This window comes from Pollutimonas bauzanensis (assembly GCF_900129885.1).
Classification (GTDB): domain Bacteria; phylum Pseudomonadota; class Gammaproteobacteria; order Burkholderiales; family Burkholderiaceae_B; genus Pollutimonas; species Pollutimonas bauzanensis.
On record NZ_FQXE01000001.1, the window covers coordinates 304,895 to 329,756 of the forward strand.

Consider the following 24,862-nt stretch of genomic DNA (forward strand, 5'->3'; position numbering starts at 1 on the left):
GCAATATTAACAGCCTTGAACGCGGCCAGCCATGATCGCAAGGCACTCGGCCGCAGCGACTTTCCCTGTATTGTTCTCGGGGGCCCTAATAATGGATACGCTGCGTTTCCGCTCATGCTTTGCGTATGGGACCGGGATATTCGCCAATGCGCTCATCGGCGGTCGGAAGGGTAATGCCTTCGATGGTCGCCTGTGCAATCAACAGGCGGTCGAATGGATCTTTATGGATGGCGGGCAGGCTGTCGACCGCAACAATATGTTCACTTGTGATAGCCAGCTCTTGATAGCCATTATCAAGCAGCGCACGGCGCAGCAGGCGCGCATCGACCCGTGCACGGTTTCGAGCCAAGCTTTGTCAGAACAGACCCAACGCAATCGGCGAGCGCTGGTAAAAAAAGAAGGCACTCATTTCCAGTGCGCAATTGTGGCAGGCGCTCTCGCTCACGCGCCAGGCGGTCAGCGCCGCGACGCGCAGCGGGCGGCTATTTACGGTCGACGTGGAGGGAGACGTCTACTACCCTGCCTTCTTCGCCGACGGGTCGGTGGATCGTGCGACGCTGGAGAAAGTTTCCAGGCAACTTGGCCGCCTGCCGGGTTGGACGAAATTGGAATACTGCCAGTTGGTTTCGCTATCATCGAATTTCCAGCTCACTGGCATGGCAATCGATAGCCCTGTTGCCGAAACGCATGAACCTGCGAGCCTCTCGTAATGCAAACGCCACCCTCACCCAGGCGCTTTTCGAGCAGACGCCATACGAACGCGAATTCTCGGCATCCATCGTAGGCATATCGGGGAATGCCATTGCTCTCGATCAGACACTGTTCTATCCAACCGGCGGGGGACAGCCGGGAGACGCCGGCGTCATCTATGCTTCTCATGAAGCGGCATTTCAAGTCATCGATATTGTCAGGGATGGCGTAAGGAAAGAGATTATCTGGCATATGCTCGCCGAACCTGCGCATCTGGAGCCAGGAACAAGCATCCGGGCCGCTATTGATTGGAATCGCCGGTCGAACTTGTCTCGCGAGGCCTGGACGTTTCAGCCATGTCTTTGCCCGCAAGTTAGAGGTGTTGGCACTCATAGGCGAGCGCGCGGAGACAGCGTAACTCAGAAGCCGATTCAGACTCGGATTAATACTTGCTATGATGCCCTTGGAACTCATCTCTGCGGCCAAAAGGCACTGCCGTAGTGGATGCGATTACCTTCACTGGCTAGCGGCGTGAGCCCCTGCGCACGCCAGAATGCATTCGCGGCTGCGTTGTCCGCATCGGCTTCAAGCCCAATTCGCGTTACGCCGTACTCCTGCCCCCAGCGTTTGACGGCCTGCCAGAGCAGGCCTCCCCAGCCCTGACGCTGCCGCTCGGTGGCGACATAAAATTCGGCCACCTGCAATGTAGTGACGCTGGCTTGCTTGTCCAGCCACACGTTGGCTAGACCGGCCGGGATTGAGCCGTCTCGCAAAAGAAACAGCCCGCGACCGCCTTGTTCCCAACGAAATTGCAGCATCTCCTGATTGCTCTGAATGAGATGTTCGATGGGGCTATGCCCAAATTCCCCGGGCCAATATTTTTGCAGATAAGTAGAATACAGGCGCAAGAACACCGGCCACTCCGATGAGCCCGGCGAGACGGTTTTGATGGTTGGGGATGAGGGGTGTATTTGTGACGTCATGGTGGCTCGCAGCTCACAAAACCATGGTTCCGGGTTCCCTATATTTTAAACTTTGTCCGCTCGGTGACGGACCAGGGGCGGCTGTGCAGCGGACGCAGTTGCCGGCAGACTATCGTGCGTGGACATGCCCATGCGCCAATTCTGCGCCTCCTGTTGACGCGCCCAGAGACGCGAGTACAGCCCGCCATGTGACAATAATTCGCTGTGCGTGCCTTGTTCGACCAGCATCCCTTCATCGAGTACGAGGGTCTGGTCGGCGTATCGCACATTTTTCAAGCGGTGGGCGATGACCACCACGGTGCGCCCGCGTGCCAGTTCAGCAATGGCACGCTGAATCTCCGCCTCGGCCGAGGGATCCACGCTGGCCGTGGCCTCGTCCAGAAGCAGGATGGGTGCATCCTTGAGCAGGGCGCGCGCAATCGAGATCCGCTGCCGCTCTCCGCCCGACAGCGATGCGCCGCCCTCGTCGAGCATAGTGTCATAGCCTTGCGGCAACGCCTCAATAAAGTCATGCGCCTGCGCGCGCCTGGCAGCCTCAATGGCGTCTTTACGGCTGGCACCGGGTTTGCCGATGCGCAGATTCTCCAGCACAGTGCCGGAAAACAGTAGTACATCCTGGAAGACCATCGCCACGTGCTGATGCAGTTGATCGGTACCGATCTCGCGCAAGTCTACGCCGCCCAGGCGGATAGCCCCGGCGTCCACGTCCCACAAGCGGGCGATCAGGTGTACCAACGTGGTCTTGCCCGCAGCGCTGGGGCCGACGATGGCGGTGAGGCGGTCGGCCTTGATCTCGCAGGACACGCCATCAAGAACTACCGCAGCACCTTCACGGTGTTCGTAGGCGAAGCGTACTTTGTCGAACACAATGCCGTGACCCCGCGGTATTTTCGGCTGCGCGGGCTCGGGCAATACAGCCTCATACAGCACGCCCTCGATCCGTCCGAGCGCACGGCGTGCGAAGCGCAGCATCATGGTGGACAGGCCAACCTCGAACAACTGCCGGTACACTGGCAGCGCCAGCACCAGAAACACCAGCAGCGTGGGCGCCTCCAGCGTGCCATCGGCCAGCCACCAGGCGCCGGCCAGCACCAGGCTCACATAGCCGATCTCCAGCAGGAAGCCGTAGGCAGCCAGCCAGGGAGCAGGCTTGGTTTCCACCGCCAGCAGGGCGTCGTGGTGTTCACCCAGAACCACCTCCAGCCGCTTCCATATCTCACCGAAGCGTCCGAAGCCGCGGATCACGGCAATGCCCTGCACATACTCCAGCAGCGCCGACTGTGCCGCCGCGCTGGCCGCAATCATGCGCGTGCCGGGATGTGCCGCGACGCGCTGCGTCCAGGCCAGTGCCAGCAGCGCCAGCGGGATGCCGGCCAGCACCACCAGCGCCAGCCGCCCGTCAATCCAGCACAAGAACAGCACGAGAAAGGCCGGCATAGCCAAACCCGACACGAATACACCCAGAAAGTGCGACCAGAGGTGTTCAATCAACTCCAGGTCAGAGGTCAGGCGCGCACTCAGGTCGCCGCCGCGTTGTTTGCCAAACCACCCCATGGGCAACTTGCGCAGGTGATCGGCGATGCGCAGCCGCGCCTCACCCATCATCGCGTAGGCGCCGCTGAACACCAGCGGCATACCGATGCGTCCGGCGCCGATGCGCAGCGCCACGCAGGCGGCCATTGCCAGTCCATAGCCCAGCGCGCGCACCGGCGTGACGCTGCCAGCAAAGACCTCCGTCAGCAGCAGGTACAGTAGCGGGTACGGCGCGGCGGTAAACAGTCCTTCGGCGATGGACCACCACAAGCCACGTATCAACCGCGCATCACGCGTGCCCGAGAGGCGGAAACCGGATTGCACCAGCTCGCGGATCATGGCCGTGACTCCCGCGTAGGCGTTGCATGCCTCGATTCGCCCAGCGACCAGTCGCGCGACTGCTCGTGGTCGCGCCACAAGCACTGGTAAATCAGGCAACTGTTCAGTAGTTCGACATGGGTACCCTGGCCGGCGATGACGCCGCCGTTCATGACGACGATGTGATCGGCATGCATCACGCTATGCAGGCGGTGGCCGATCATCAGCACGGTGCGGCCCCGGCATAGTTCGTCCAAGGCCTGTTGAATGAGCGCCTCGTTCTCGGCATCGACGCTGGCGGTGGCTTCATCCAGCAGCAGGATCGGTGCATTCTTGAGTAGTGCGCGGGCGATGGCCAGGCGCTGGCGTTCGCCGCCCGACAGGCCCGCGCCGCGATCACCCAATGAGGTATCGTAGCCCTGTGGCAGCGCCATGATGAAGTCGTGCGCGCGCGCCGCACGGGCAGCGGTCTCGATCTGCGCGTCGCTGGCGCCAGGCCGCGCCATGGCGAGGTTCTCGCGCACCGTGCCGTGGAACAGGAACACATCCTGGAACACGATGCCCAGCCGTCCCAGCAGCGCATCCAGCGGCCACTCGCGCACGTCCATGCCCCCGACTTGCAGACTGCCTGACTCGAATTCGTACAGGCGTGCCACCAGCCGCACCAGCGTGCTCTTACCCGAACCGCTTGGCCCGACCAAGGCAGTCAACCGGCCCGCTTTGGCCCGAAAGCTCACGCCGTCCAGCGCAAGTCGCTCGCCGTAGCGGTGGCGCAGATCGATAAAGTCGACGTCCAGCGCACCATCAGGGATCCGTGAACCTACAGGATCGGCCGAGGGCTGGGCTTGCAGCACTTCGTTAATGCGGCCCATGGCCTCGGCGCGCTGAAACTGCTCATCCAGCGCGAAGGTCAGGCGCAGCAACGGCGCCAGCGCGGTCGGGGCCACCAGCAGGAACAATACGTAGGTCGGCAGATCCAGCGTGCCTTGCGCATGCAGCCATGCCCCCAGCGGGGCAACCGTGATCAAGTTTGCGGTCAGTAGGCCTGTGAACAGCACCCAGCCGCCGGAACTGTCCTTGGCATAACCCTCGACCCAGGCTACCGCGCCGCGCACGGCAGTTGCCAGTTCTCCGAAGGAGCGCGCATCGAGCCCGAAACTCTTGACCACGTGCACGCCACGCACATACTCTCCCACTTGGTTGGCGATACGCTTTTGAAGATCGTTCCACTCTCGCATGCGCCCGCCAATGCCACGCATCCACCACCATTGCGCGAGCAGCGCCAGCGGCAGCGGAACCAGCGCGGCCAGCGCCAACCGCCAGTCGGCCGCAAACAACAACGCCAGCGCCGCCAGCGGCACCACCGCGGCAGCCACCATATCGGGCAGCAAATGGGCGTAGAAGCCTTCCAGTCCGTTCACATCATCGGTGAGTGTGCGGCGCATACTGCCCGAGCCGCGCCCGGCAAAGAAGGACAGCGGCACCTCACCGAGCCGCCGCGCCATCGCCAGCCGCAGTCGGTGCTGAATGGCAAAGGCACCGGTATGCGCCAACACATGGCTGACGGCCATCAGCGCCCAGCGCAACGCCAGCAGGCCCAGTGCCCACCACGCCAGTTGCCACACGACGGCCATGTCCGGCTGCGCCGAGAACAGCTCGACAGCGATGCGATAGATGAACCAGAACGGTGCAATGCTCAGCGCCGCCGAACCGATGGCGGTCGCGACAGCCCAGCCCAGCGGCCTTGAGGCTAGCCGCAGCAGATTGCCGAAGTGGATTGGAGTTGAAATACGTTCCTGCTGCATAGGTTTGCTGTTCTTCATTTAGCGCCACATCTCACAAACCGTTTGGTGTACTACCAAGGGAGATACGTCGCGGGGCACTGATGTGGCAGGTGGTATCGCCAATCTTAGGCAACGAAAAATAGACCAAGTAATGGGGGACGCGACCGCCAAATGGGTCGCGGCATCAATCAGGCCATGCCAGGCCTGCCAACAACGCTTGCCATCAGTGCCTCGGTATCCCATCGGATGCTGAGGCTGAACAAGCAGGCGTGTAAAGTCGAACATCAATCCTTCACCGCTGCACTTGGTAATAGCCTCTTTCAATGTCCAAAATCTAAAGAAGGAAGCAGCATCGTACATTTGCGGCTCATCCGGATGGTGAAGCATGGACCATGGAAGATCTGTCGTCGAATTACGTTGCCATTCCAGATCGACACCGATCTCTACATCACTTCGCAAAGCAATGACAATCCAGTTGCCGCTGTGCGATATGCTGAAATGAAGTTGACGATCTGAAAGCTGCGGCTTTCCCCGATCGGTCGAGGTAAATGCCAGACGCTGTGGAGGCAACCCAAGCATCTGTCCAATCACCAATCTCTTGACTACGTGAGCCACATGATAGCGCTGGCGATCCTTCGTGAAACGATAAGCGAGCATCTGCATTTTCTCAGATGAATCAAGCGTGGCTGTGGATAGCTCTGTAGCCAATTCGATTGGCGCAAAAACTGCCAATAGTTCCCCGCTGCGTAACGTCAAAGATGCGGACAAGGCGGCGCGAAGTTCCTGAGCAACCTCTGCAGCAAGGTCAACAGTCAAATTCATAATTTCTCGCCACCGGCAGGGTTAAGTCAATCGATCAAATGAGGTGATCACTCGCAAGCATGCTATGCATTACTGTGATGGGACATAATGTTCAGAAACGATCGGCCGACAATATCGGCCTTTCCCGGTCCCGAGCCTGCAGGCGCAAGGCGACTGTCAGCGCCACCGCCGCTAATAGGCAGCCACTGAGAAACGCGCCGCCATATCCGACCTGTGCAGTCAGCGCGACCAGAAACGACGACGCCAGCATTTCGCTCAAATCGCGTGTGCTCTGCACCGCGGTGACATCGGTACCGGCCTGATCCCCCTGCCCTGCGAAACTCATCGCCGCTGTCAGAATCGCCACCGAGGTAATACCCGTGGCCAGCGAGCCGATCAAAATGCATGACCATACCAATCCGTCGCGCAATGCCAACCACTGTGCAGCCTGCACGAACCACAGCAGTGCGGAGCACCCTGCGAGGAATACACCAAGGCTGAAGCTTCGCCATAGCCCGATGCGCTTGATCAGCCAGGCGCCGCCGCCACATCCCAGCACTACCGTGACCAGACCGCCCACCATGCCCAACCGGCCAATTTCCTCCAGCGCCCAGCCCATGTCATTCAGATACAGCTTGGACAAGCCGAAACCCGACACCGCCGTCATTGCCGATAAAAACGCCAGCAACAACAGCGATGGCGCCAGCGGCCGGCGCAGGAAGTGCAGCAGACTGGCCTTGAACTGCGCCACAGGAGGTTGCTCGTGGACATCGCCAAGCTTCAAGACAGCAACTACGCACACGCTCAACAATGGGACACAAAACATCGTCAAAAAAGCGATGCGCTGTCCGAAAAGCCCAGTCAGCATCAAGCTGCCGGCGCCGCCCGCAAAGAAGCCGATCATCACACCAGCCACTTGGATTGCATTCACTTTTGCAAGCAGTTCGCCACTGAAGTGTTCTGCAGCCATGCCGTCAGTTGCAATATCCTGAGTGGCGCTGGCCAGTGAGGCCACGGCCAATAGCCCCACCGCCCAGGTAGCCGTGGCTACGCTGGCGCCGGCCCATGCAAGAGCCAGCAGGCATCCCAACACCACCATCTGCATCGGCAAAATCCAGCTTCGCCTGCGGCCTAGCCGGACAGACCAATAGTTGTCCACCAAAGGAGCCCAAAGAAACTTGAGCACCCAGGGCAAGCCTACCAACGGCAGAAAGGCCAAAGCCTGCAACGGCGCACCATCGTGCCGTAAAAGCGTAGGCAACGCGTCCATGGCAATCCCTATGGGAATGCCTTGTGATAGATAGAGCAAGGCCAGGGTCAGGATCAAACGACGATGGTGGAACAATTCACGCATGAGAATCTTCTGTAAGACATGGGAGAGGATGGCGACGTGCGACAGGCGCACGAGTCAACCACCACGTAGGTCGGCACAGCAATAGAGCACAGACCAACAGCGACAGGTCGGCGACCAGCGGCGGCCATTGACCGGCAGCGAGCCAGGCATATAGGTGCAGCCCAACAGCCAGCACACAGGCAAGGCCAGCCAGGAGCAGGAGAATAGGCAACGGTCGCCACGGGCGAGGCAGTACCAGGGCCAACAGCAGCGAGCCCGCCCAGGCGCCCCAGAGCAGCCAGCCCGGCCAACTCCCCGCGCGTAACTGCGGCGGCAGCGCCTGCAAGCTCAGCAGCAACGATGCGGCGGCGACGGTCAACCCGCCGCATACGCCTTCGGCCATACGAGGCAGCACCACAGCATTCCAGCGCGGGTTTGCGGCACGGCGCTGTCCCCAGAGAAATAACCCACTGGCGCAGAGCAGGCAGGCCGCCAGCCCCATCCCCAGATGCAGGCCGCGAAGCGTGGCGGCCCAGCCGCTGCCGAGCCAAAGATACTGCCCGAAATGCAGCGGCTGGATGGCGATGAAAGCTCGTGTCCAGAATCCGTGATGCGCCGAACTGCCGGTCACAAGCAAGCGCCCGTCGGCGAGCCGATACAAATGCCGTTCGAAGTTCACCGTGCTGGGCAAACCATGGCGGACTCCGCCAAGCTCCACGCTTGCCTCGCGATCTCCCCAATGGTTGAACTTTAGCTGTTGCACGGTGAAATCGGGAGCGCGCCGCGCATCATCGGCAAGCAAGCGATCGATGTCGATGCTGTATATAACGGGCTGTCCCGATGCGGCTGGAGGCGGCGCCCCCAATAGATCGACAAAAGCCTGGCGCGGCGCCTGCGGATAGGCCACCGGCGACAGCAGCAGCGTGCCCAAGGCACCCAATCCGCTGAATGCGCCGGTGACCGCAAACATCAACAGCCACGGAAATGCCCACATGCCGATCAAGCCATGCAGGTCGAACAGGGACAATCGTAGTCCACGGTTTCTTCGCCACCGCAGCAGATCACGCCATCGGCGACTGTGAAGAAGCAGGCCAGCCACGCACAAGATCAGTAGAACGATGCCAAACAAGCTGACCAGCACACGTCCCGGAAATCCACTAAACAAGCTCTTGTGCAGATCTTTCAGAATATCCAGTGATGCAAGGGAGGGTAGTGCCTGGCCTGTGAATCGATCCAGTGTCAGTCTGCAGCCCCCACGCGGCTCGCAGAAAGTCACGCCTGCCTGCCCGGCGCCAGGAAGCAGTATGCTGACATCATCCGTGTCAATGCCCTGGTCCCTAGCGACTTCCAGCAGGCGCGCAACCGGTAACGGCTCTTCCCGCAAGGAAATGGCGGGAGGCCTCGCCCACTCCTGTAATGCCTCGTGAGCAAGGGTCCAGCTTCCACTGAACAGCAACACGAATAACAGCACCCCGAATAGCGCACCCGCACCGCCATGCAGCTCCAACAGCAGACGACGCGAGGGCAATCTCATCACCGCCACCTACTCAATGGCAACAACAGCAGCGCCAAAGCCATCCAGCAGAATGCAAGCCGCCCGAGCAGGAGCTTGATGCTCGGTGCCAGCAATGCGGCCAAGAGCACGATCTGCCCACCGATGACGCCCATGAACAAGCCGACATAGAGCCGCTCCAGTGGTTCATTCAACGGCGCATGCCGTGCCAGCACCCATGCAACTGCAATCACTGCCACGATACCGCCCGCCAAGCCCAGCGATACCCGCCAACCCCAATGCAGCGTTGTTTGGCTACGATGCATCAGAAGGAGCCCCGCAGACTGAGCATGACATTGCGCGGCTCGCCGTAGCGGTTGCTCCAGGCAGTGCCGAAGAAGCTTTGGTAGTAGCGCTTGTCAAATAGATTGTTGACATTGAGCGCAACATTCCATTTCGGATTGACGCGATACCCTACCCGCATATTCATGGTGGAGTAGCCTCCTTGCCGCAAAGTGACCAGGCCAGAAGCCCTGGTGTATTCACTTTGCGTCTGAAGGCCGGCACCAACGCTCCAGCGGCGTTCCTGCCAAGGCAAAGTGTAGTTTGTCCAGACTTTCAGGACATGTCTGGGCGTGATGGAGGAGAAGGCCTTGCCCTGATTATCCCTGTCGCGCACATACTCTGTATCTGTGTATGTATAACCCGCGTAAAGATTCCAATTTGGCGTCAGATTACCGTTGGCCTCCAGCTCGAAGCCCTGGCTGCGCACCTCACCGCCATTTACATAGTATGTGGCCTGCCCGACACCCGGATGATCCTGATCCTCCTGTGCCCGGTTCTTCTGGTCTATCCGGAAAACGGCTGCCGAAACATGGAACCGGTTATTGGCGAACACCCCCTTGATACCTGCCTCATAGCTATTCCCCTTCATGGGATCCAATATTCCGCCATCATAGGTAAGCTGAGTCTGGGGCTGGAAAACTCCCGCATAGCTGACATAGGCGGACCAATGAGAATTGAAATCCCAGATCAATCCCGCATAAGGCACCAGTTGGCTGTCGGGCTTATAGGTAGCGCTCAGAGTGGTTTGTTCCCACCAGCTCAGGCGCGAACCCAGCACCAGGGTCAGCGGGTCGGCCAGCGAAAAGCGGCCCATGACATAAAGCCCCTTCTCCGTCGTCGTGTTATCGGTGCTGAGCTTGTAACTGGCGATGCCGGGCTCCGGAATACTGTGCGGATCCCAGGTATAGACGTTGACCGGCTGCATGATGTTGGTGTCAAACGCGCCTGTCTTCATCTGGTGGTCGCGCCTGCCATAGCTCACCCCGACCAAAGCCTGATGCTCGCGGCCGAAAAGGCTAAAAGGACCATTCAGGTTCAGGTCCGCGCTGCGGTACTCGGTCTTGAAACGATAGGCTCCGGGAGAGAGAATCGCACCCGTCCCCGTTGCAGCGTTGATTCCAGTGCCATAAACACCAGCATACTTGAGGGTGGATTCCGTGTTTTCGTACTCGACGCTGAATTTTGTGCGCCACCCGCCTGCCATTTCGTGCTCCAAGGCGCCAAACGCCCGATGGGTGGTCCAATCGAAGGCGCTCCAATCGGTATTCAGATAGGTCGAGCGGGACAGGCCCAGATCCGCGCCATCGGCGGCCATAGGCACGCCTGCCATATCGGTTGTGGATTTGATGTCCTGATACTGCGCGCCGAATGTCAGCTTTGTGCTGTCGGAAAGATCGGCCTGGAAAACGCCATAGAGCAATCCGGTTTTCCGATCGGCGATGTCGGTGAAAAAATCGCGATCTTCGTAGGCTGCCACAAGACGCCCACGCAGCGTACCGGCATCATTGATCGGTCCGCCAACATCGAATTCACCCCGGTAACGATCCCAACTGCCGCCAATAAGATTGATCCCGATCCGTCGCTCGGCCGTGGGCATCTTGCGCACCAGGTTGACGGTGGCCGCCGGATTTCCTGAACCATGCAATAAACCGTTAGCCCCCCTCAGGATTTCTACCCGCTCATAGATCGCCATATCCTGGGGAGACGAGGCTTGGCTTCCAAAGCCCGCCGGCACGCCGTCAATCTCGAAGGAATCCACCTGAAAGCCACGCACAGAGTAGCTGGTGGTCAGGTTCGTATACGGCTGAACGATGACGCCCGTTGCTTGCTTCATCACATCATCCAGATCCACCAGACCCTGCTGCTCGATGCGCAATTCATCGATCACACTGGCGGATTGCGGGATCTCTCGCGGCTGCAGCGGTATCTTGAAAACCGACCTTGGCGTCTCCGATTCATCCGTAGCCTTAACTGTGATAGCCGGCAGCGTGGCAGATGGCATCGATTCCGACGCCTCGCGTTCCTGGCCATGCGCCACCGGCGGACCAAGCGCAAGCAATAGGGCCAAGAGTGCACTGTTACGGCCATCCAGGACGTGACTGCGAATTCTGTTTCGTCGCTTGATCATTACCCTCACCTAACAAGATTTTTTACATTTTGAATGACAATGCTTATTATTCTTGATTGACGTGAGGTATTTTTTCGATTCAGGGGCCTTTTCTATCGATTGCGCGCCGCGCATACAAATAGAAGGCGCACGCGCATATAGAAGATGCGCGTGCGAAGATGCCGCAACGCTGGCAATGGGAAGAAATATGCTGGATGCCGGCCCGAAGCTGATGCTCACAGGCCGCATGGGTCACCGAACTTCGCTGGGCGAAATACCGTAACGCTTGCGAAACGCGATAGAAAAATGAGCTGGACTGTAGCCGACCTGATAAGCCACCATTGAGACGTTGGCTTCTTCGTCACACAACATGCGATGAGCCTCACGCAGGCGGTATTCTTGGAGATAGCCGAACACAGTGGTGCCGAATACTTTGCGAAACCCTTCAGTCAACTTGCGTTTATTCATACCTACTTGCAAAGCAAGCTGATCCAGTGTCGGCAAATCGTTGAGGGCGCCCACGAGCAGGTCGCGTGCGGCATGTATGCGCTCCACCTCCGGATGGGTAATGCGTTGTGTCTCACATAACTGCGCTTTGCCACCCAGGAACTGCGCCCCCATTGCTGCCAGTTCCAACGCCTTGCCTCCCAAATAAAAGTCTCGAATGGGACCGGCCATCGGGCACGTAGCGATTTGTGAAGCTAGAGCCTGCATCGCTCGTGGCGCCGTACTGCTCATGATCCGAGGATCGCCACTAGGCCGGGGCCGTAGGTGTGCTGGTAGCCCGCCAAGCCCCTCCAGGGATACGACACCGAGCTGAATGATGGTGTAACGTAGCGGTTGATCGGTGGCATAGATCTGAGTTGAAGTGAAATCACCCTCGCTGACGATTGTGCAGAGCATTGGTCCTCGTATCAGATGCTCAGGCTGGCCGGGCACTCTGCAGCGCAACTGTCCGCTCTGCACTAAAATCAGCCGCAGCCCGTCCTCTAATTGCTCTTCCAACCGTTCCGCGCTGGCTGAGTAGTAAGTTCCCGTCAGCAGCTTGATATGCGGATCGACATGCGAAACGCTCAGGCTATTGCTGGACTCTACCGCGCCGGCGCCAGCGTCAAGCGGCGCAATGATGGTGATGGTCATTAATCTTCCCTATAGCCAAGAAGCCGCAAGCGCAGCGGTATCTTCAAGAGCGCAAGATAGAGAATCTTCTTGCATAGCCGATGCTTTCCGGCCCGTTGCTCTGGAGCGAATGAAATAGTCCCCCATCAAACAACTTAGGCCTTGCACCATCTTTACCTCAATGAGATGATAATGATTCTAATTCGTATCCACAAATGAAGCAATAGTATGTTACGACTTTGAGGGTCATATGGAGCCATTAACTTCCGCCGGACAGGATGCGCCGATTAGCCCCGTCAACTCGATACACGAATATGAAACTTATTCAAGGCGCGATACCCCTTGTCGATAATTTTCATCGAATTGCCAGTGCCGCCTCGTTTGAGGAAATCCGAGCTTATCCAATCATCGATATCAAATCTATGGGGTATTTTCCAATCGTTCAGTCGGGACCAGCCAGCGAGAATCAAAACATGCAAAAGGATAATATCGAACAGATGCAGAACCTGGCCCAACAGCTACGTGAACCGCATGGCGCCGATGGCATCGAGGTCGCTGCCACGATGCACCAGAGCAACATCGGCATGACGCGGGCCTGCTTTGCCAGCTTGGCGGTGGCTCCTGGCGAAACGCTGCTGGAAATCGGCCATGGCAACGGTGCTCATGTACCGGAGTTCTTCGAAGACCGGCCCAGCCTGCTGTACCAGGGCCTGGAACTGTCCGCGCTCATGCAGCGGGAAGCCACTCGCCTGAACCGTGACTTGGTATCAAACGGCAAGGCGCGATTCGAGGCCTACGGGGGCTTCGCCTTCCCGTTTGGAGATCAGTCGTTCGACAAGGCCATGACGGTCAACACCCTCTATTTTCTGCCAGATCCTCTGGCGTTTCTGTCCCAAATCCATCGCACCCTGAAACTTGGCGGCAACTTCAGCATGGCCTTTGCCGCCCGCGAATTCATGCAGACATTATCCTTCGCGTCATACGGATTCCGGCTGTACGACGTCGAAGAGGTGCGGCAGATGGTCTCCAGCAGCGGGCTCGAGGTGTTGGGGACCGATGTGCACGAGGAGACAGTGATGAGCAAGGAACGACCGGGCACGTCGGTACGCAGGGAGTTCATCGTGATCCGGGCCGGAAAACGCACCACGCAATAAGCTTTCCGGTTCATGCAGTTGCAGCTTCTCGAGACGAAAAGCAGGGATTTTCATTGATCGGCAGAAATGCTGGCATACACGACTCCGTTGTGGGTCTTGCCCGCGGCCAGATACTTTCTCAATGAACGACTCACCGGACGACGCATTTTCGGGTTATTGGTTGGGATGATTGGATTGGGCCTGCTCCTTCGGCCTGGCGCGTTCGACTGGAATGACCATGGCGTCATATTCGGCCATGGGCTTATATCGAATTTCCAGCTCACTGGCATGGCAATCGATAGCCCTATTGCCGAAACGCATGAACCTGCGAGCCTCTCGTAATGCAAACGCCATCCTCAATCCAGGCGCTTTTCGAGCAGACGCCATACGAACGCGAATTCTCGGCATCCATCGTAGGCATATCGGGGAATGCCATTGCTCTCGACCAGACACTGTTCTATCCAACCGGCGGGGGCAGCCAGGAGACACCGGCGTCATCTATGCTTCTCATGAAGCAGCATTTCAAGTCATCGATACTGTCAGGGATGGCGTAAGGAAAGAGATTATCTGGCATGTGCCCGCCGAACCTGCGCATCTGGAGCCAGGAACAAGCATCCGGGCCGCTATTGATTGGAATCGCCGACACCGGCACATGAGAATGCATACCTGCCTGCATCTGCTTTGCGCGGTTGTGGATGCGCCGCAACCGGCTGCGGCCTAGGGGAAGAACGCGGCCGCAGCTCAGTCCAGGTCCTTACTCTACATGGCCAGAGCCTGTTCTTGATATCTAAACTGAATCAGCTCGTCGATTGTAATGACGGGTAGGCCGTGCTTCAGCGCGAACTGATGCATATCTTCTCCCCTTGCCATCGTGCCATCCGGGTTCATGAGTTCGCACAGCACGGCTGCCGGCTTGAGTCCCGCAAATCGAGCCAGTTCGATAGCGCCCTCCGTGTGGCCGCGCCTACCCATAATACCTTCGTCGTGGGCACACAATGGAAACACATGGCCGGGGCGCACCAAGTCGTCGGCGACTGCGCCATCCGCAATGGCCGCCTTGATGGTCGTTACGCGGTCCGCAGCCGAGACGCCAGTACTGACGCCGCGCCGCGCTTCGATCGACACCGTAAATGCGGTACTGAATCTGCTCTCATTCCGTGTTGCCATGGGATGCAGTTCTAGTCGTTGGGCGATACTCTTGGTCACGCAGAGGCAGACGATTCCGCTGCACTCTCTGATCAAGAGGGCCATGGTCGATACGGTCAATTTTTCCGCAGCAACGATGAGATCGGCTTCGTTCTCTCGATCCGCATCGTCCATCAGAATCACCGGGCGTCCTTCACGCATGGCCTGAAGGGCGTCCTTCATGCGCTGACTGGCATCGGTATGGAGTGGGGAAATTTTTGGTAGTGGCTGAACAAACATGAAACGCTCCTCGCAGAGAAAAAGTGGCGAAAAACGTTTCAGGGCTAACGTAAACACCCGGAGCGAGCGCCAATTTCTTGGAGCTCGCATGGGCATCGACATCTTCTCTCATCCGGACTGTAACCGTCGGCTCTGGCATCGCACCAGATCTGCTGACCTTGCGGAATCGCAAGCGCTCGCGGGCTCGTCCACCGCTGGACTTACCGCCGGTGGGGATTTTCACCCCGCCCTGAAGACGTGACTATAGGATAGCATTGTCCTTTCCTTCGTGTTCATCATCTTTCCGGTAATCACCACCATCATCGGCGCCTAGTACGAAAGCCAAGCCATTTCGCGCGGATTCGAGAATACCGCTAGCTGGTTTCACCATCACGAAATTTCCAGCGTACTGGCCGGCCCGTAATGGGGAAACAAAACATCATGATTCTCCTTAAGCCTGAATCACTCACAATAATTTTTGCGCATGCCTGGCAATACTATCCAGAAGAATGCTGTGGATTCGTTTACGCCAATGGACTCGCTCATTGCGGAACGAATATTCAAAATACACTCCATGCGCACAACCCCGAAACATATGGCCGAGATGCTCGAATCGGTTATACATTCTCCGTAGCCGATCTGTTGGAACAAGCAAAGCCGAACAAAGAAATAGCTCTCGCTCTGTATCAACAACCTGCTGAGTTAAGGGTACACGCGAGCAGACATCCATGGCTCGTTCAACGATCTACGGGTAAATACAAGGCGATCATGTAACCTAAACGGCTTGTCGAACTTTGTTTGATTGCAATGGACCAATCAGATGGAGTTCTATCTCTGGATTTGCCTCACGAAGTTCTGGCCACTTATAAGCTGCTTCCTGCACCCTGTTTTCGCCGAAAGTCCGCAGGCCCATATCAATGGCGGCCTGAATATCAATAGGGGCGACAGTTTTGGATGCAGCAACGAGAGTCACCGCATTTGGATCTCGGCCGTGGGCAGTTGCTGCATCCCATATGGCGCTTTTTATTCGCTCTATATTCTTCGCGATAGTCAATGGCATATCTTTCACAGCCCGAATATGAATTCAAAGCGCCGGTTTGAATTCGTCAACACATCTGCTTCAGCGATCAGCACGCCTAGCTCGCTTGCTCGATAGGCAATGCGTTCGTGCAACGTGTGCAAATCTTCACGAGCCTGACCATGAAGAGCTTCGGCGACGATCAGCACAGTGTTCGAGGTGCTGGAGACTGCCGATTCGGCCCCTTGTCGGAAAACCCAACGGCGGGAATGCGCCTGGTTGGCCTCGTCAGCAAAAATGATCTCTCCTGTGGTGGGCTGCTCAGTTTCGCCCTGAAAGGTCCGATGGGTTTCTAGGCCATTCGCATGGCGAACGACGACGCCCCCGGTAATGCACGCGCAGTCGAACGCCGCAATCGGCAGGGCGGCATGCATAGATTCCGCATTTAGCGTGTCCACCAGTGGATGGAAATCCTGCTGATGCTTGGCTTTTCGGAAACGGCGCAGAAGCGCCTCGGCCGCACAACGATACTGGGTGGGTTTCAATCCCATGTCGGCATACGCTTGGCGCCAAGCCTGGATGGCAGGGATATCGCTCTCTAGCGTCGTTTCCAGACGAGCGCCGACCCTCGCAAGTGTTTCTTCAAGAGCGCCCGCCTTGAGCACAGCCGCGCGAACCTGGTGAACGACCAGAACCAAAGCCACCAGCTTCGGGAATCGATCCCACACTTCGTCGGAATGATAGAAATACATGTTTGCAATACATCCTTATGTTGTGACATGCGTAAGAAGCGAGCTTTTTACTCCCTGTCAATCTTGTGGCCCATTTTTTACCCATGTCGGAATCGTGAGTACAAGAATGCCAAGAATGACGGCGGTCACGCCAAGCGCCTGCGCCACTCCAATTTGTTCGCCGAGCACCAGCGCAGCAAGCGCTACCGCAGTGAGAGGAGCGACGGCTGTGAGGGTCGCGGCTTCACTTCCGCTCACCCGTGCTACTCCTCCATACCACAACAGAAAGCCACCGACGGTGGGGACCAGCGCGTACCAGACGACTGCAGCGATCGCAGCGCTGCTGGGCGCTGCCATTGGTAATTCGAAGAATGCGATGGGAAGCGACACCATTAGTCCGAGCGCCGTCATCGTGGTCGCCTGCAACAAGGGGCGTAGCGGAACGGGCATACGCTTATTGAGCAGGATAAAGGCGCTCTCGCAGATGACGGCGCCCAGAAGAAAAAGTGTGCCAGTGAACGATGATGGCCCTGCACCTTTCCACGCCACAGCCATTACACCGATAGTGGCGAGAAGCACGCTTAATAACAATCGAAAACCAGGCCGTTCCCCCAGCACTATGACGGAGAAGAGCGCGGAGATGGCGGGCAAGGTGCCGATGATCACACCAGCGTCAGCGGCAGAAAGATGCGCAAGGCCGGAAATGAGCAGCGTCGTGTAACCTACACTGCCAGCTCCCGCTTGGAGAAGAAGTAAAAGCCAGTCGCTTCGAGTAAGCCGCGGCCATCGCTCGCGCAGCCAGAAGGTTAGTGCAATCAAAACGGGTAAGGCCACCGCAAATCGGAATGTGGTTGCCAGAAATGGTGGCATACTCCCGACAATGAGTTTGGAAGCAATAACCGTGGAACCGACGGTCATCATCGCCAGCGACAGCAGCAGGTATCCGAACGCGCGGCTAGACAAATTTCACCTCATCAATGGGTCTATGGATAGAGCCACAGGCTATTTAAGAGCAAATCAAGCGAACAGTCTTGAACGATATTGCTCTTCATTGGCTTTTAAGAAGAAGAGCGTTCCACGAAACAGAAATGAATTACACTAAAACGGTTGTAAGCAATTTCCAACCGGCGAAGCAATAATCCGGTTGAAAGTTGGCTCCTGACGTTTGGCGGGAGATCGGCCTGTCGTTACGGCATCGCCGACGGAACAGGGATGGAACATGACCCAGCAAGTCGCCCCAAACCGGTTCAAAGCCGGCGCCTCAGGGCTGTCCAGTGTGACAGCAGTAGAGGCATCATCCGACCGATCATTCAGGCGGCATACCCATGATCAATTCGGAATAGGCGTGGTTATGCGTGGTGCGCAGGACTCCGCGAGTGGCCGTGGCCAAGTGCGGGCTACGCCGGGAAATCTGATCACGGTCAATCCCAACGAGGTCCACGATGGCAGGCCTGTTGCCGGTGAGTCGCGCACGTGGCGTATGCTTTATCTTGATCCTGCGCTGATCGCGCAGACAGCCAAGGCCATGGGACACAGCCCACAGGCTGAGTTCATCTATCCGGTTCTCAATCACCCATCTGCAGTCGGTGCGTTCCACCGCCTGTATGCAGCACTTACCACTTCGGCACTGGGACCACGGCACGAGATCCTTGATCAGGAACTCTTTCAGATCCTGACGCCTTTGTTTGGAAAATCTCCTGCAATTCAATTGCCCCTGCTATCCAAAGAGTTGGCAAGAGCCAAGGAACGCATTGATGCCCACCCGGAAGTACCCGTGACGCTAGCAGAGCTGGCGGCCGAAGCCGGTTTGAGCCCGTTTCATTTCCTACGGGCGTTCAAAGCCGCTACGCAGTTGCCGCCGCACGCCTATCGTCTTCAGCGCCAACTGCAGATGGCGCGCCGGTTAATCATGTCTGGTCATTCGGTTCTCAGTGCAGCTTATCTTGCGGGCTTTGCGGATCAAAGCCATTTAACGCGCCACTTTGCTGCGACCTACGGCCTGACACCTGGATCACTGTCCCGTTCGAGGCGATTACAGCTGCGGCGGCCTGATGAAGAAATGATGGCTATCAGTCAGACGCAACGGGGATAATTGCTGATTCAACGGCCTGCCTGGTTTTACACTGCAATTCGCGCTTAAACCATTTCAGCGAGCCGCAGCGCTCGAATTTGGCGAGAGCGAAGTTCTGGTAATTTCACTTCACACTGCGTCTTTGGGCCGACGACCTTTTGGCGTGGCCGGACTCCTTGCTCCAGCTTCGTATTGTTTGAGAATTGGGTCCAGCACCTTGGAAATTAATTCCAATTGGGATTCATCCAGCCGTGCGATCCGGTCGTATTCGATGGACCCGTCGAGTGGCCAGCTCCTTAACTCAACCTCCTTCGTCATCAACGCCGGCGGCTGATCCGGATCAACATCGGACACCAATGACCATGCTTCGAGCCCGTATGGCTTGGCAATATCTTCCAAGGTATTTATCCGTGTCGCGGCTTCCGCTTTCCTGGCGCGAGCGAGCGTCGATTTACCAACCTTTGATGCTTTGGTCAGATCCGTGATGGACTCATTGCGCATGCCCGGCCCGATCAGCCGATCGAGCATTTTGGCAAAAAGAGAGATGATTTTCTTACCCATAAATGAAATGGGAACAGAATATATCGATGGAGCGCAGCGCTATTCCGTTGGGTGTCTTGATGAGGCCGAAAATGTGGTCAGCTCAATCTTACTTATAGAGCCACGATATGGCCCTCTCGGATGCGACATCGTGCAGTCAACAATTCAGAGGCTTCATGCCAGGCAGTGGCGAACGGCTTATTGAATAGGCTGGCCACCGGATCAGATGGATCATTGTAAGGAATGCGGCCGTGACCGATTTCACTCGCGGCCGCACGCAGCAGATCACAAAAGAAGAGGAAACCGAGCGGCTAATGGTGCAATGCTTTGAGAACCATGTCGGGCGCAGATGCCACGGCCTTGAGCAGCGCAACTGTCAGGCCGGTGAGTGCGCGGCGTCGCTGCTCCCAATTTTGCAGCGTACGCACTCTGACGTTGATCGCCGCCGCAAAATCTTCCTGCGGCAGCCTTGTGCTTGGGTTCAGCGTAGCGTTTTTCGTCCATATCAGAGATCCTTCACCCGCTCCTGCAAGTCGTCTATGCAGCAGCCCCAACTGCTAAGCCACTTCCTCCAATGGCGTTACATGCATGTCGACGTGAATATCGTCGAATGGGCAAAGCAACGCGCCGCTATCATCTTTCTCCAGCAGCCCCAGGGCGACCAGCACCTGCGCATCTTCGTGCACACGCTTGACACCGCGATTCAGACGACGCGCAAGTTCGCGCACGCCAACCGTGCCGCTACCCATCATTTCGCGCACCATCTGCCAGCGCAGCTCGGACAACTGACCAAAAAAGGCGGCTGGCGACTCGAAATTGAGGCTTTCGCCCTGGTATTCGCCTGTGGCAATGCCATGGGCCGCACGCTGGCCGGCGACGCGCAGCGCGTCCTTCCAGTTTTTGCCCGTAGTAATAGTGAGTGTACGTTTCATAATGCCTTCCTACGCTTATCGACTTCGGAAATAAAATCGTCGATCAATTGCTCCAGGCTGGTGAACTGGTATGGCAGTTCCTGCCCGTCCAAGTGCATGTGATCGCCCTTGCCGCGCTCATTGTCGAAACCGACTATACGTTGACCGTTGCAGGCGTAAACCAATCGATACTTGAGACCATGGGTCGTCGGTGGCACTGGCACAGGCACTTTCCAGACTATTAGTTGCACGATGGCACCATCGGCATCCACCGTTTTGTGGTCCATGATGAGCTTGGCTTTCATGTTGTCAATTGTGACAACGCTTTCTCTTGTTGTCAATAGCAACAACACCAGGGACAGGCACCGCCAGTTTTTCATTGTCGTACTGATGCATCATGGCCAGCAGACGACCGGGGTCATCCCCGTCGGTGGCGGCATGCCAATGGGCGGCCAGTCCAGCTTTGCCCCCCCGAGTAGCGGCGCAAGGCCGGATGCGCTCGATGCCAGAGACGGTTTTCGAATAGTCGCAGATGACTGTGGAGTGAGTAAGCTGGCGATATTTAGGCCTGCGAATCTCCAACTCATACGCCAGCGCGCCACGACGAGTCAATGTGTAGCGATAGCCGGCTGGATCGTGGAACTTCGCTTGGCTTTCGGACCCTTGACCGCCGGCGACGTTAGCGCGCAGGATGTATCGTTCTCGATTGCATTGGTTTAGTACAGGAGAATGGCCTCCTCAGCATCGGAGGAAACTATTGACCTCGCGCCTGCCGGGCGCCCTGGCGACGAAAAGCGGGGATTTTCATTGATGGGCAGCGCCGGGACTTCTCAATCTCTATTGTGGCAATCATCGACAGAGGGACTTAGCTGTCGGAGTATTGGTGTGAAGAACTGGTATCCACGAATCTCGCCGCCTTGGATATATTGACTACGGTGCCCATCGCCAAACCGGCCAGGTAACGACGTCGTGTTCAGCGCCAACAACCATCCCTATGGATATCGCCTCGGCAATGAAGTAGGTGCCACGTCTGACGCTTGCCGCCCGAGAGTCGACCGAACACGCAGGCCACCCGAGAACGGCAGTTTCACGCGGATCACATGCTTCAGATTATGCAGTCGGATTTTCTGCGTGCGCAATTGGATCACGATATCCGCGTCTAAGAAGTATAAGCATTGGGCGCCTCTTGGTATCAACGGAAACCCTCTTGACCTCCATGTGTGTCCACCGGACTGGCGGGCTGCGATGTCGAGCTAATCGAGGCGTGGCTCCGTTAGGGCCGAGCGAAGAGTATGAGGGTGATATCACGTCCACTCATGCTGGTATGGGTACAATGATGCGCCGAATGCGAGGCAAATGGAGCAGCTCTGCCGATAATCAGTGTCATCTGCTCTGCACCAGACACATTCCAAGGTGACATACGATGAAACCAGAGGCGGAAATTCAAAAGTGGTTGGAGAGGTTGACCGGAAAAAATGGTCAACCCGTCCATAGCGGTCTGTATGACGTCATCCGGTTCGGCGGTAGCCCGCTAGACGTGGAAATGCAGAATGAGGTCGAACGATACAGAGGCCTATCGCACACCCTCCCAAGCTGGAGCCTTATGCCCTCTCATTCCGCAAGGTATTAACACATACTGCAGCCCGCTGCATGCGGCGACAGCGCAGTCCGAACCAATCCGTTCTTCAGGTTTACCGATAACGAACACCGAACGGGCTATCGATCCGCTTGCCATACAGCGTGTCAAACCTTGAACGAAACCTGTCTTTTCCCGTACGGCCAGACATACTCGACGCGAAAGGGCCAATCACACCGACCCGACATCGGCGGTGCGCATGCGTGTTGCCCTGGAAGTCTGGACAAAACAACACAAGCGACGCATAGCTTGCACCCAATTTGCCAGCCTTCTCACATCAGAACTACGAGGCTTTCAATATGAGGATCCTCAAAATAGAAGTTGTCCGATTGACATCAAGAAAATTGTCTTGATTGTCTTGATTGCCATAATCCACTATACTCGGACAAGGTCAGAGCACACAAGGAGGTAGGAAGTGAGTAATGCCGCCCTCAAAGAGTATTCCACCAAGCAAGCAACCGAGAAGGCTGAACGCGCGCTATCGAGCGCAGCGGGGGCTGCCACGTATGCAGAAGGGGTGGAATTGCTGCTGGAAATGTCGGACGAACAACTTGGCCGCCGTCTGAAGTCTCGTATTTCGAAGTTCAGGCGGCTGCTGTCATCATCCACGCTGCTCTCAGAAGACGATTCGGCACGAGGCGGTGGGACAGTCATCGCTCCTCTGGACAAACAACTCGGCACACCGTTGCTCGGGGAGGACACGGTCTCGATCCAAGCTTTGTCAGAACAGGCCCAACGCAATCGGCGAGCGCTGGTAAGAAAGAAAGCGCTCATTTCCAGTGCGCAATTGTGGCAGGCGCTCTCGCTCACGCGCCAGGCGGTCAGCGCCGCGACGCGCAGCGGGCGGCTATTTACGGTCGACGTGGAGGGCGACGTCTACTACCCCGCCTTCTTCGCCGACGGGTCGGTGGATCGTGCGACGCTGGAGAAAGTTTCCAGGCAACTCGGCCGCCTGCCGGGTTGGACGAAATGGGATTTCTTCACCTCGGCGCGAGGCTCGCTGAGCGGGATGAGTGCATTGGATGCGCTTCGTAAAGGCAAGGTGGATGATGTCATGCGCAGCGCCAAAGCTTTCGCCGAAGAGGCATCGCGTTGACGCTGCAAGGGCCGTCGGTCGATTTTTCGTCGCTCGATTTGCCGGTGATTGCCATCGGTCCGGCGAGGCTCTTTCGGATCAGCCGCCACAAAAGTGGCGAACCTCATTTTGGCAAATCCGGGTTGAACCGCTACGACGACCCCCGCCATACGCTTGCGCCTGCACGGCGGTTTGGAACATGCTACTTTGGACTGACCTTGCAATGCGCTTTCGCCGAAACGGTTTTGCATGATCGGGTCGCACACCGTGGGGCATTTTCCTTGCCATTGGCCGAGTTGGACAGACAGGTGGTACGATTCACTGGCACGCCCCTGCAGTTAGCGAACCTTACGGGCGCTCATCTCAAGCGATTGGGCGCGGACGGTTCGCTTTCCACCATCTTGCCCTACGATCTTCCACAGGCTTGTTCGTTGGCTGTCCACGACCATCCTGCAAAGGTCGATGGCTTTCTCTACGTTTCGCGCCACCTCAATAATGAATGCGCCGTCGTCGTCTTCGACCGTACCCGCAAGCGATTTGCCCAAAGCCCACACACCACACCGTTGACTACCTATCCCGGCTCAGCCGATGTATTCCGGCTATTTCGCATTCAACCGTACTAGCACGCCAACTCCTCATCTCGCACCATGGCTCCCTGGCGACGAAAAGCAGGGATTTTCATTGATAGGCGGAAATGCCGGCAGGGCCGCAAAATATGGCGCAGTGGCGCCAGCCGCCCCGCGATCCCGGCCGATCAGCGCGCCCAGCTCTCGATGTGCAGATCTGCCATTTGACGAATGGCTTGGTCGCTTGTCACCAGCACGGCATCCAGGCTTGCGGCATGCGTAGCGATCAGCAGGTCCAAGGGGCCCAATATCCTGCCCGCCCTGGCCATCAGACATTGTTCTATCCAGGCGGTGGGGGACAGCCGGGAGACATCGGCGATCGATGAACACCCTCTAGTCGAGACGGACGATTTCCTTGTGTTCCGTGCTGCGGCCGGTATCTTCCGTCCACTTGAAGCGCATGTCGCCCCCCCGCTGGGGCGCCACGTCAAATCGCAGGTAGGGATTGACGGCGAGCGAGCGGTGATATCTGGCCTTGACCAGGGGCCTGCCGTCCAGTGTCGCCTCGAAAGTCTCGATGATTCGCTGTGGCGGCGTATTGCCCTGAGCATCTTTTGCCAGACCCGTCGCCATGGGATGGCTGATCATGGTCAGCACTTCGCCAGAAGCCCCTGCTTGCCAGCTTCTGGGCATGCGGACCCGCGCTTTCATCTCCTCGGATCGGTCGGATTGAGCAGGCGCGATACAGCCGCTGGTGGTGACACGCACTTCGCGTTCCGCGATGAAGATCCGGCCGTCGCTGCCATGCGCCACCACGATCACCGTCTGCGATTCGCTCAGGCGGATGCGGGTGGCGATATTCAGCGTAGCGACCTCCGGCCCGAAATCGAATGCCGCCACTTCAGGGGTGGGGTTGCGTGGCGCAAAAATTTCGAGATGCCGTATGGGCGCCGCGATGAGCCTCTTGTCGGACTTGATCTCCAGCGGAACGGCAGAGCCATCTTCCGCGACCAGCGGCAAGCCGATGAGCAGGCCGCCGGTCAACACGGTCGCGTCGCCTATATGGTTGCGGACGGCGGCCACTTGACGCCAGGTCTGCGCGCGCGCAGGCGGGGACGCGAGCAGCGCGCCGCTTGCGCCGGCGAGCGCAAACCGCAGCACGGCGCGGCGCGTCATGAAATAAGCCTTGTCGGGCTCGGTCATGCAAGGAGTCATCAGGTCATACGCGAAAATCTCGCGCTCCGTGTAAGGCGGTATCCCGGGCGGGCCAGC

27 protein-coding genes and 1 riboswitch are annotated in these 24,862 nt (G+C 57.7%); of the genes, 7 read left to right on the plus strand and 20 right to left on the minus strand.

The genetic code is table 11. From position 1 onward, the window contains the following. Positions 1 to 112: 112 nt before the first annotated feature. Complete coding sequence (locus BUB23_RS26385; protein ID WP_143160839.1) at positions 113 to 349, minus strand: type II toxin-antitoxin system VapC family toxin; 237 nt, start codon at positions 347 to 349, stop codon at positions 113 to 115. 73 nt (positions 350 to 422) lie between these two features. On the opposite strand from BUB23_RS26385, the gene BUB23_RS01535 reads away from it, so the two are divergent. Next, the gene (locus BUB23_RS01535) at positions 423 to 710 is read left to right on the plus strand and encodes a hypothetical protein (RefSeq protein ID WP_073101280.1); all 288 of its coding nucleotides are present in this window, start codon (positions 423 to 425) and stop codon (positions 708 to 710) included. Continuing rightward, positions 688 to 1,191 (plus strand): alanine--tRNA ligase-related protein, encoded by a 504-nt coding sequence (locus tag BUB23_RS27730; protein WP_073101282.1) that lies wholly within the window; start codon positions 688 to 690, stop codon positions 1,189 to 1,191. The genes BUB23_RS01535 and BUB23_RS27730 overlap by 23 nt, the downstream gene beginning before the upstream one ends. Here the strand turns inward: BUB23_RS27730 and BUB23_RS01545 are convergent. The 9 genes from BUB23_RS01545 to BUB23_RS01585 all read right to left on the minus strand — a co-directional run bounded on the left by BUB23_RS01545 (position 1,161) and on the right by BUB23_RS01585 (position 12,526). Then, entirely contained in the window at positions 1,161 to 1,673 is a 513-nt protein-coding gene (locus tag BUB23_RS01545; RefSeq protein ID WP_084135625.1) for a GNAT family N-acetyltransferase, read from the minus strand. The genes BUB23_RS27730 and BUB23_RS01545 overlap by 31 nt on opposite strands. Positions 1,674 to 1,718: 45 nt before the next feature. Beyond that, positions 1,719 to 3,545 carry an ABC transporter ATP-binding protein gene (locus BUB23_RS01550; protein WP_073101286.1) on the minus strand — a complete coding sequence of 609 codons (1,827 nt, stop codon included), beginning with the start codon at positions 3,543 to 3,545 and terminating at the stop codon, positions 1,719 to 1,721. Continuing rightward, positions 3,542 to 5,347: an ABC transporter ATP-binding protein gene (locus tag BUB23_RS01555; protein ID WP_084135626.1), complete on the minus strand. Its 1,806-nt coding sequence runs from the start codon at positions 5,345 to 5,347 to the stop codon at positions 3,542 to 3,544. Before BUB23_RS01555 ends, BUB23_RS01550 begins: the two co-directional genes overlap by 4 nt. Further along, positions 5,348 to 6,130 (minus strand): 4'-phosphopantetheinyl transferase family protein, encoded by a 783-nt coding sequence (locus BUB23_RS01560; protein WP_073101288.1) that lies wholly within the window; start codon positions 6,128 to 6,130, stop codon positions 5,348 to 5,350. Positions 6,131 to 6,221: 91 nt separating this feature from the next. Further along, the gene (locus BUB23_RS01565) at positions 6,222 to 7,463 is read right to left on the minus strand and encodes a RhtX/FptX family siderophore transporter (RefSeq protein ID WP_073101290.1); all 1,242 of its coding nucleotides are present in this window, start codon (positions 7,461 to 7,463) and stop codon (positions 6,222 to 6,224) included. After that, complete coding sequence (locus tag BUB23_RS01570; protein ID WP_073101292.1) at positions 7,456 to 8,976, minus strand: PepSY-associated TM helix domain-containing protein; 1,521 nt, start codon at positions 8,974 to 8,976, stop codon at positions 7,456 to 7,458. Before BUB23_RS01570 ends, BUB23_RS01565 begins: the two co-directional genes overlap by 8 nt. After that, complete coding sequence (locus tag BUB23_RS01575) at positions 8,976 to 9,260, minus strand: hypothetical protein (RefSeq protein ID WP_073101294.1); 285 nt, start codon at positions 9,258 to 9,260, stop codon at positions 8,976 to 8,978. The genes BUB23_RS01570 and BUB23_RS01575 overlap by 1 nt, the downstream gene beginning before the upstream one ends. Further along, positions 9,260 to 11,407, minus strand: a complete 2,148-nt coding sequence (locus BUB23_RS01580; RefSeq protein WP_073101296.1) for a TonB-dependent siderophore receptor — start codon at positions 11,405 to 11,407, stop codon at positions 9,260 to 9,262. Before BUB23_RS01580 ends, BUB23_RS01575 begins: the two co-directional genes overlap by 1 nt. 231 nt (positions 11,408 to 11,638) lie before the next feature. Next, entirely contained in the window at positions 11,639 to 12,526 is an 888-nt protein-coding gene (locus BUB23_RS01585) for a helix-turn-helix transcriptional regulator (RefSeq protein ID WP_073101298.1), read from the minus strand. Positions 12,527 to 12,819: 293 nt separating this feature from the next. Here BUB23_RS01585 and BUB23_RS01590 point away from each other — a divergent pair, with 293 nt between their 5' ends. After that, entirely contained in the window at positions 12,820 to 13,659 is an 840-nt protein-coding gene (locus BUB23_RS01590) for a class I SAM-dependent methyltransferase (protein WP_178372248.1), read from the plus strand. 320 nt (positions 13,660 to 13,979) lie between these two features. Then, positions 13,980 to 14,192, plus strand: coding sequence for a hypothetical protein (locus tag BUB23_RS01595; RefSeq protein WP_073101300.1), 213 nt, complete (start codon positions 13,980 to 13,982; stop codon positions 14,190 to 14,192). A gap of 205 nt (positions 14,193 to 14,397) precedes the next feature. Here BUB23_RS01595 and ribB read toward each other — a convergent pair whose 3' ends face one another. From ribB to BUB23_RS01615, 5 genes are all read right to left on the minus strand, one after another. Next, the gene (gene ribB, locus BUB23_RS01600; protein WP_073101301.1) at positions 14,398 to 15,063 is read right to left on the minus strand and encodes a 3,4-dihydroxy-2-butanone-4-phosphate synthase; all 666 of its coding nucleotides are present in this window, start codon (positions 15,061 to 15,063) and stop codon (positions 14,398 to 14,400) included. 96 nt (positions 15,064 to 15,159) lie between these two features. Beyond that, a riboswitch (FMN riboswitch) is annotated at positions 15,160 to 15,304 on the minus strand. 440 nt (positions 15,305 to 15,744) lie between these two features. Further along, positions 15,745 to 15,858, minus strand: coding sequence for a pyridoxine 5'-phosphate oxidase C-terminal domain-containing protein (locus BUB23_RS27635; protein WP_084135628.1), 114 nt, complete (start codon positions 15,856 to 15,858; stop codon positions 15,745 to 15,747). Further along, positions 15,818 to 16,096 carry a type III PLP-dependent enzyme domain-containing protein gene (locus BUB23_RS26575; RefSeq protein ID WP_245801127.1) on the minus strand — a complete coding sequence of 93 codons (279 nt, stop codon included), beginning with the start codon at positions 16,094 to 16,096 and terminating at the stop codon, positions 15,818 to 15,820. The genes BUB23_RS27635 and BUB23_RS26575 overlap by 41 nt, the downstream gene beginning before the upstream one ends. An 11-nt stretch (positions 16,097 to 16,107) precedes the next feature. Further along, on the minus strand, positions 16,108 to 16,812 hold the full coding sequence (locus tag BUB23_RS01610) for a B3/B4 domain-containing protein (protein ID WP_073101303.1): 705 nt from the start codon (positions 16,810 to 16,812) through the stop codon (positions 16,108 to 16,110). A gap of 57 nt (positions 16,813 to 16,869) precedes the next feature. Continuing rightward, complete coding sequence (locus tag BUB23_RS01615; RefSeq protein WP_073101305.1) at positions 16,870 to 17,754, minus strand: DMT family transporter; 885 nt, start codon at positions 17,752 to 17,754, stop codon at positions 16,870 to 16,872. Between the two features lie 256 nt (positions 17,755 to 18,010). Here BUB23_RS01615 and BUB23_RS01620 point away from each other — a divergent pair, with 256 nt between their 5' ends. Continuing rightward, positions 18,011 to 18,883, plus strand: coding sequence for an AraC family transcriptional regulator (locus tag BUB23_RS01620; RefSeq protein ID WP_073101307.1), 873 nt, complete (start codon positions 18,011 to 18,013; stop codon positions 18,881 to 18,883). A 108-nt stretch (positions 18,884 to 18,991) separates the two neighbouring features. Here the strand turns inward: BUB23_RS01620 and BUB23_RS01625 are convergent, their stop codons facing one another. The 4 genes from BUB23_RS01625 to BUB23_RS26580 all read right to left on the minus strand — a co-directional run bounded on the left by BUB23_RS01625 (position 18,992) and on the right by BUB23_RS26580 (position 20,925). Further along, positions 18,992 to 19,423 (minus strand): hypothetical protein, encoded by a 432-nt coding sequence (locus tag BUB23_RS01625; RefSeq protein WP_073101309.1) that lies wholly within the window; start codon positions 19,421 to 19,423, stop codon positions 18,992 to 18,994. Positions 19,424 to 19,959: 536 nt separating this feature from the next. Beyond that, a complete protein-coding gene (locus tag BUB23_RS01630) occupies positions 19,960 to 20,334 on the minus strand; it encodes an HVO_A0114 family putative DNA-binding protein (protein WP_073101311.1) in 375 nt (124 codons plus the stop codon). Next, entirely contained in the window at positions 20,331 to 20,618 is a 288-nt protein-coding gene (locus BUB23_RS01635; RefSeq protein WP_073101313.1) for a toxin-antitoxin system TumE family protein, read from the minus strand. The genes BUB23_RS01630 and BUB23_RS01635 overlap by 4 nt, the downstream gene beginning before the upstream one ends. Positions 20,619 to 20,622: 4 nt before the next feature. Then, positions 20,623 to 20,925: a hypothetical protein gene (locus tag BUB23_RS26580; protein WP_143160840.1), complete on the minus strand. Its 303-nt coding sequence runs from the start codon at positions 20,923 to 20,925 to the stop codon at positions 20,623 to 20,625. A gap of 1,439 nt (positions 20,926 to 22,364) precedes the next feature. Between BUB23_RS26580 and BUB23_RS01645 the strand changes: the two genes are divergently transcribed. Together BUB23_RS01645 and BUB23_RS01650 are read left to right on the plus strand one after the other, a co-directional pair. Further along, positions 22,365 to 23,045, plus strand: coding sequence for a hypothetical protein (locus BUB23_RS01645; protein ID WP_073101317.1), 681 nt, complete (start codon positions 22,365 to 22,367; stop codon positions 23,043 to 23,045). After that, complete coding sequence (locus BUB23_RS01650; RefSeq protein WP_073101319.1) at positions 23,042 to 23,647, plus strand: RES family NAD+ phosphorylase; 606 nt, start codon at positions 23,042 to 23,044, stop codon at positions 23,645 to 23,647. Before BUB23_RS01645 ends, BUB23_RS01650 begins: the two co-directional genes overlap by 4 nt. Positions 23,648 to 23,983: 336 nt before the next feature. Here the strand turns inward: BUB23_RS01650 and BUB23_RS01655 are convergent, their stop codons facing one another. Next, positions 23,984 to 24,793, minus strand: a complete 810-nt coding sequence (locus BUB23_RS01655) for a thiosulfate oxidation carrier protein SoxY (RefSeq protein ID WP_073101321.1) — start codon at positions 24,791 to 24,793, stop codon at positions 23,984 to 23,986. Between the last annotated feature and the right edge of the window lie 69 nt (positions 24,794 to 24,862).

Coding starts and splice junctions, on each gene's coding strand:
- ribB (WP_073101301.1), bottom strand. CDS start 15,063: ATGTTTGTTCAGCCACTACCAAAAATTTCCCCACTCCATACCGATGCC.
- BUB23_RS01580 (WP_073101296.1), bottom strand. CDS start 11,407: ATGATCAAGCGACGAAACAGAATTCGCAGTCACGTCCTGGATGGCCGT.
- BUB23_RS01635 (WP_073101313.1), bottom strand. CDS start 20,618: ATGAAAGCCAAGCTCATCATGGACCACAAAACGGTGGATGCCGATGGT.
- BUB23_RS01625 (WP_073101309.1), bottom strand. CDS start 19,423: ATGGGTAAGAAAATCATCTCTCTTTTTGCCAAAATGCTCGATCGGCTG.
- BUB23_RS01575 (WP_073101294.1), bottom strand. CDS start 9,260: ATGCATCGTAGCCAAACAACGCTGCATTGGGGTTGGCGGGTATCGCTG.
- BUB23_RS01630 (WP_073101311.1), bottom strand. CDS start 20,334: ATGAAACGTACACTCACTATTACTACGGGCAAAAACTGGAAGGACGCG.
- BUB23_RS01560 (WP_073101288.1), bottom strand. CDS start 6,130: ATGAATTTGACTGTTGACCTTGCTGCAGAGGTTGCTCAGGAACTTCGC.
- BUB23_RS01655 (WP_073101321.1), bottom strand. CDS start 24,793: ATGACCGAGCCCGACAAGGCTTATTTCATGACGCGCCGCGCCGTGCTG.
- BUB23_RS01565 (WP_073101290.1), bottom strand. CDS start 7,463: ATGCGTGAATTGTTCCACCATCGTCGTTTGATCCTGACCCTGGCCTTG.
- BUB23_RS01595 (WP_073101300.1), top strand. CDS start 13,980: ATGCAAACGCCATCCTCAATCCAGGCGCTTTTCGAGCAGACGCCATAC.
- BUB23_RS01590 (WP_178372248.1), top strand. CDS start 12,820: ATGAAACTTATTCAAGGCGCGATACCCCTTGTCGATAATTTTCATCGA.
- BUB23_RS01550 (WP_073101286.1), bottom strand. CDS start 3,545: ATGATCCGCGAGCTGGTGCAATCCGGTTTCCGCCTCTCGGGCACGCGT.
- BUB23_RS01610 (WP_073101303.1), bottom strand. CDS start 16,812: ATGTATTTCTATCATTCCGACGAAGTGTGGGATCGATTCCCGAAGCTG.
- BUB23_RS27730 (WP_073101282.1), top strand. CDS start 688: ATGAACCTGCGAGCCTCTCGTAATGCAAACGCCACCCTCACCCAGGCG.
- BUB23_RS01545 (WP_084135625.1), bottom strand. CDS start 1,673: ATGACGTCACAAATACACCCCTCATCCCCAACCATCAAAACCGTCTCG.
- BUB23_RS01620 (WP_073101307.1), top strand. CDS start 18,011: ATGACCCAGCAAGTCGCCCCAAACCGGTTCAAAGCCGGCGCCTCAGGG.
- BUB23_RS01555 (WP_084135626.1), bottom strand. CDS start 5,347: ATGAAGAACAGCAAACCTATGCAGCAGGAACGTATTTCAACTCCAATC.
- BUB23_RS01585 (WP_073101298.1), bottom strand. CDS start 12,526: ATGACCATCACCATCATTGCGCCGCTTGACGCTGGCGCCGGCGCGGTA.
- BUB23_RS01570 (WP_073101292.1), bottom strand. CDS start 8,976: ATGAGATTGCCCTCGCGTCGTCTGCTGTTGGAGCTGCATGGCGGTGCG.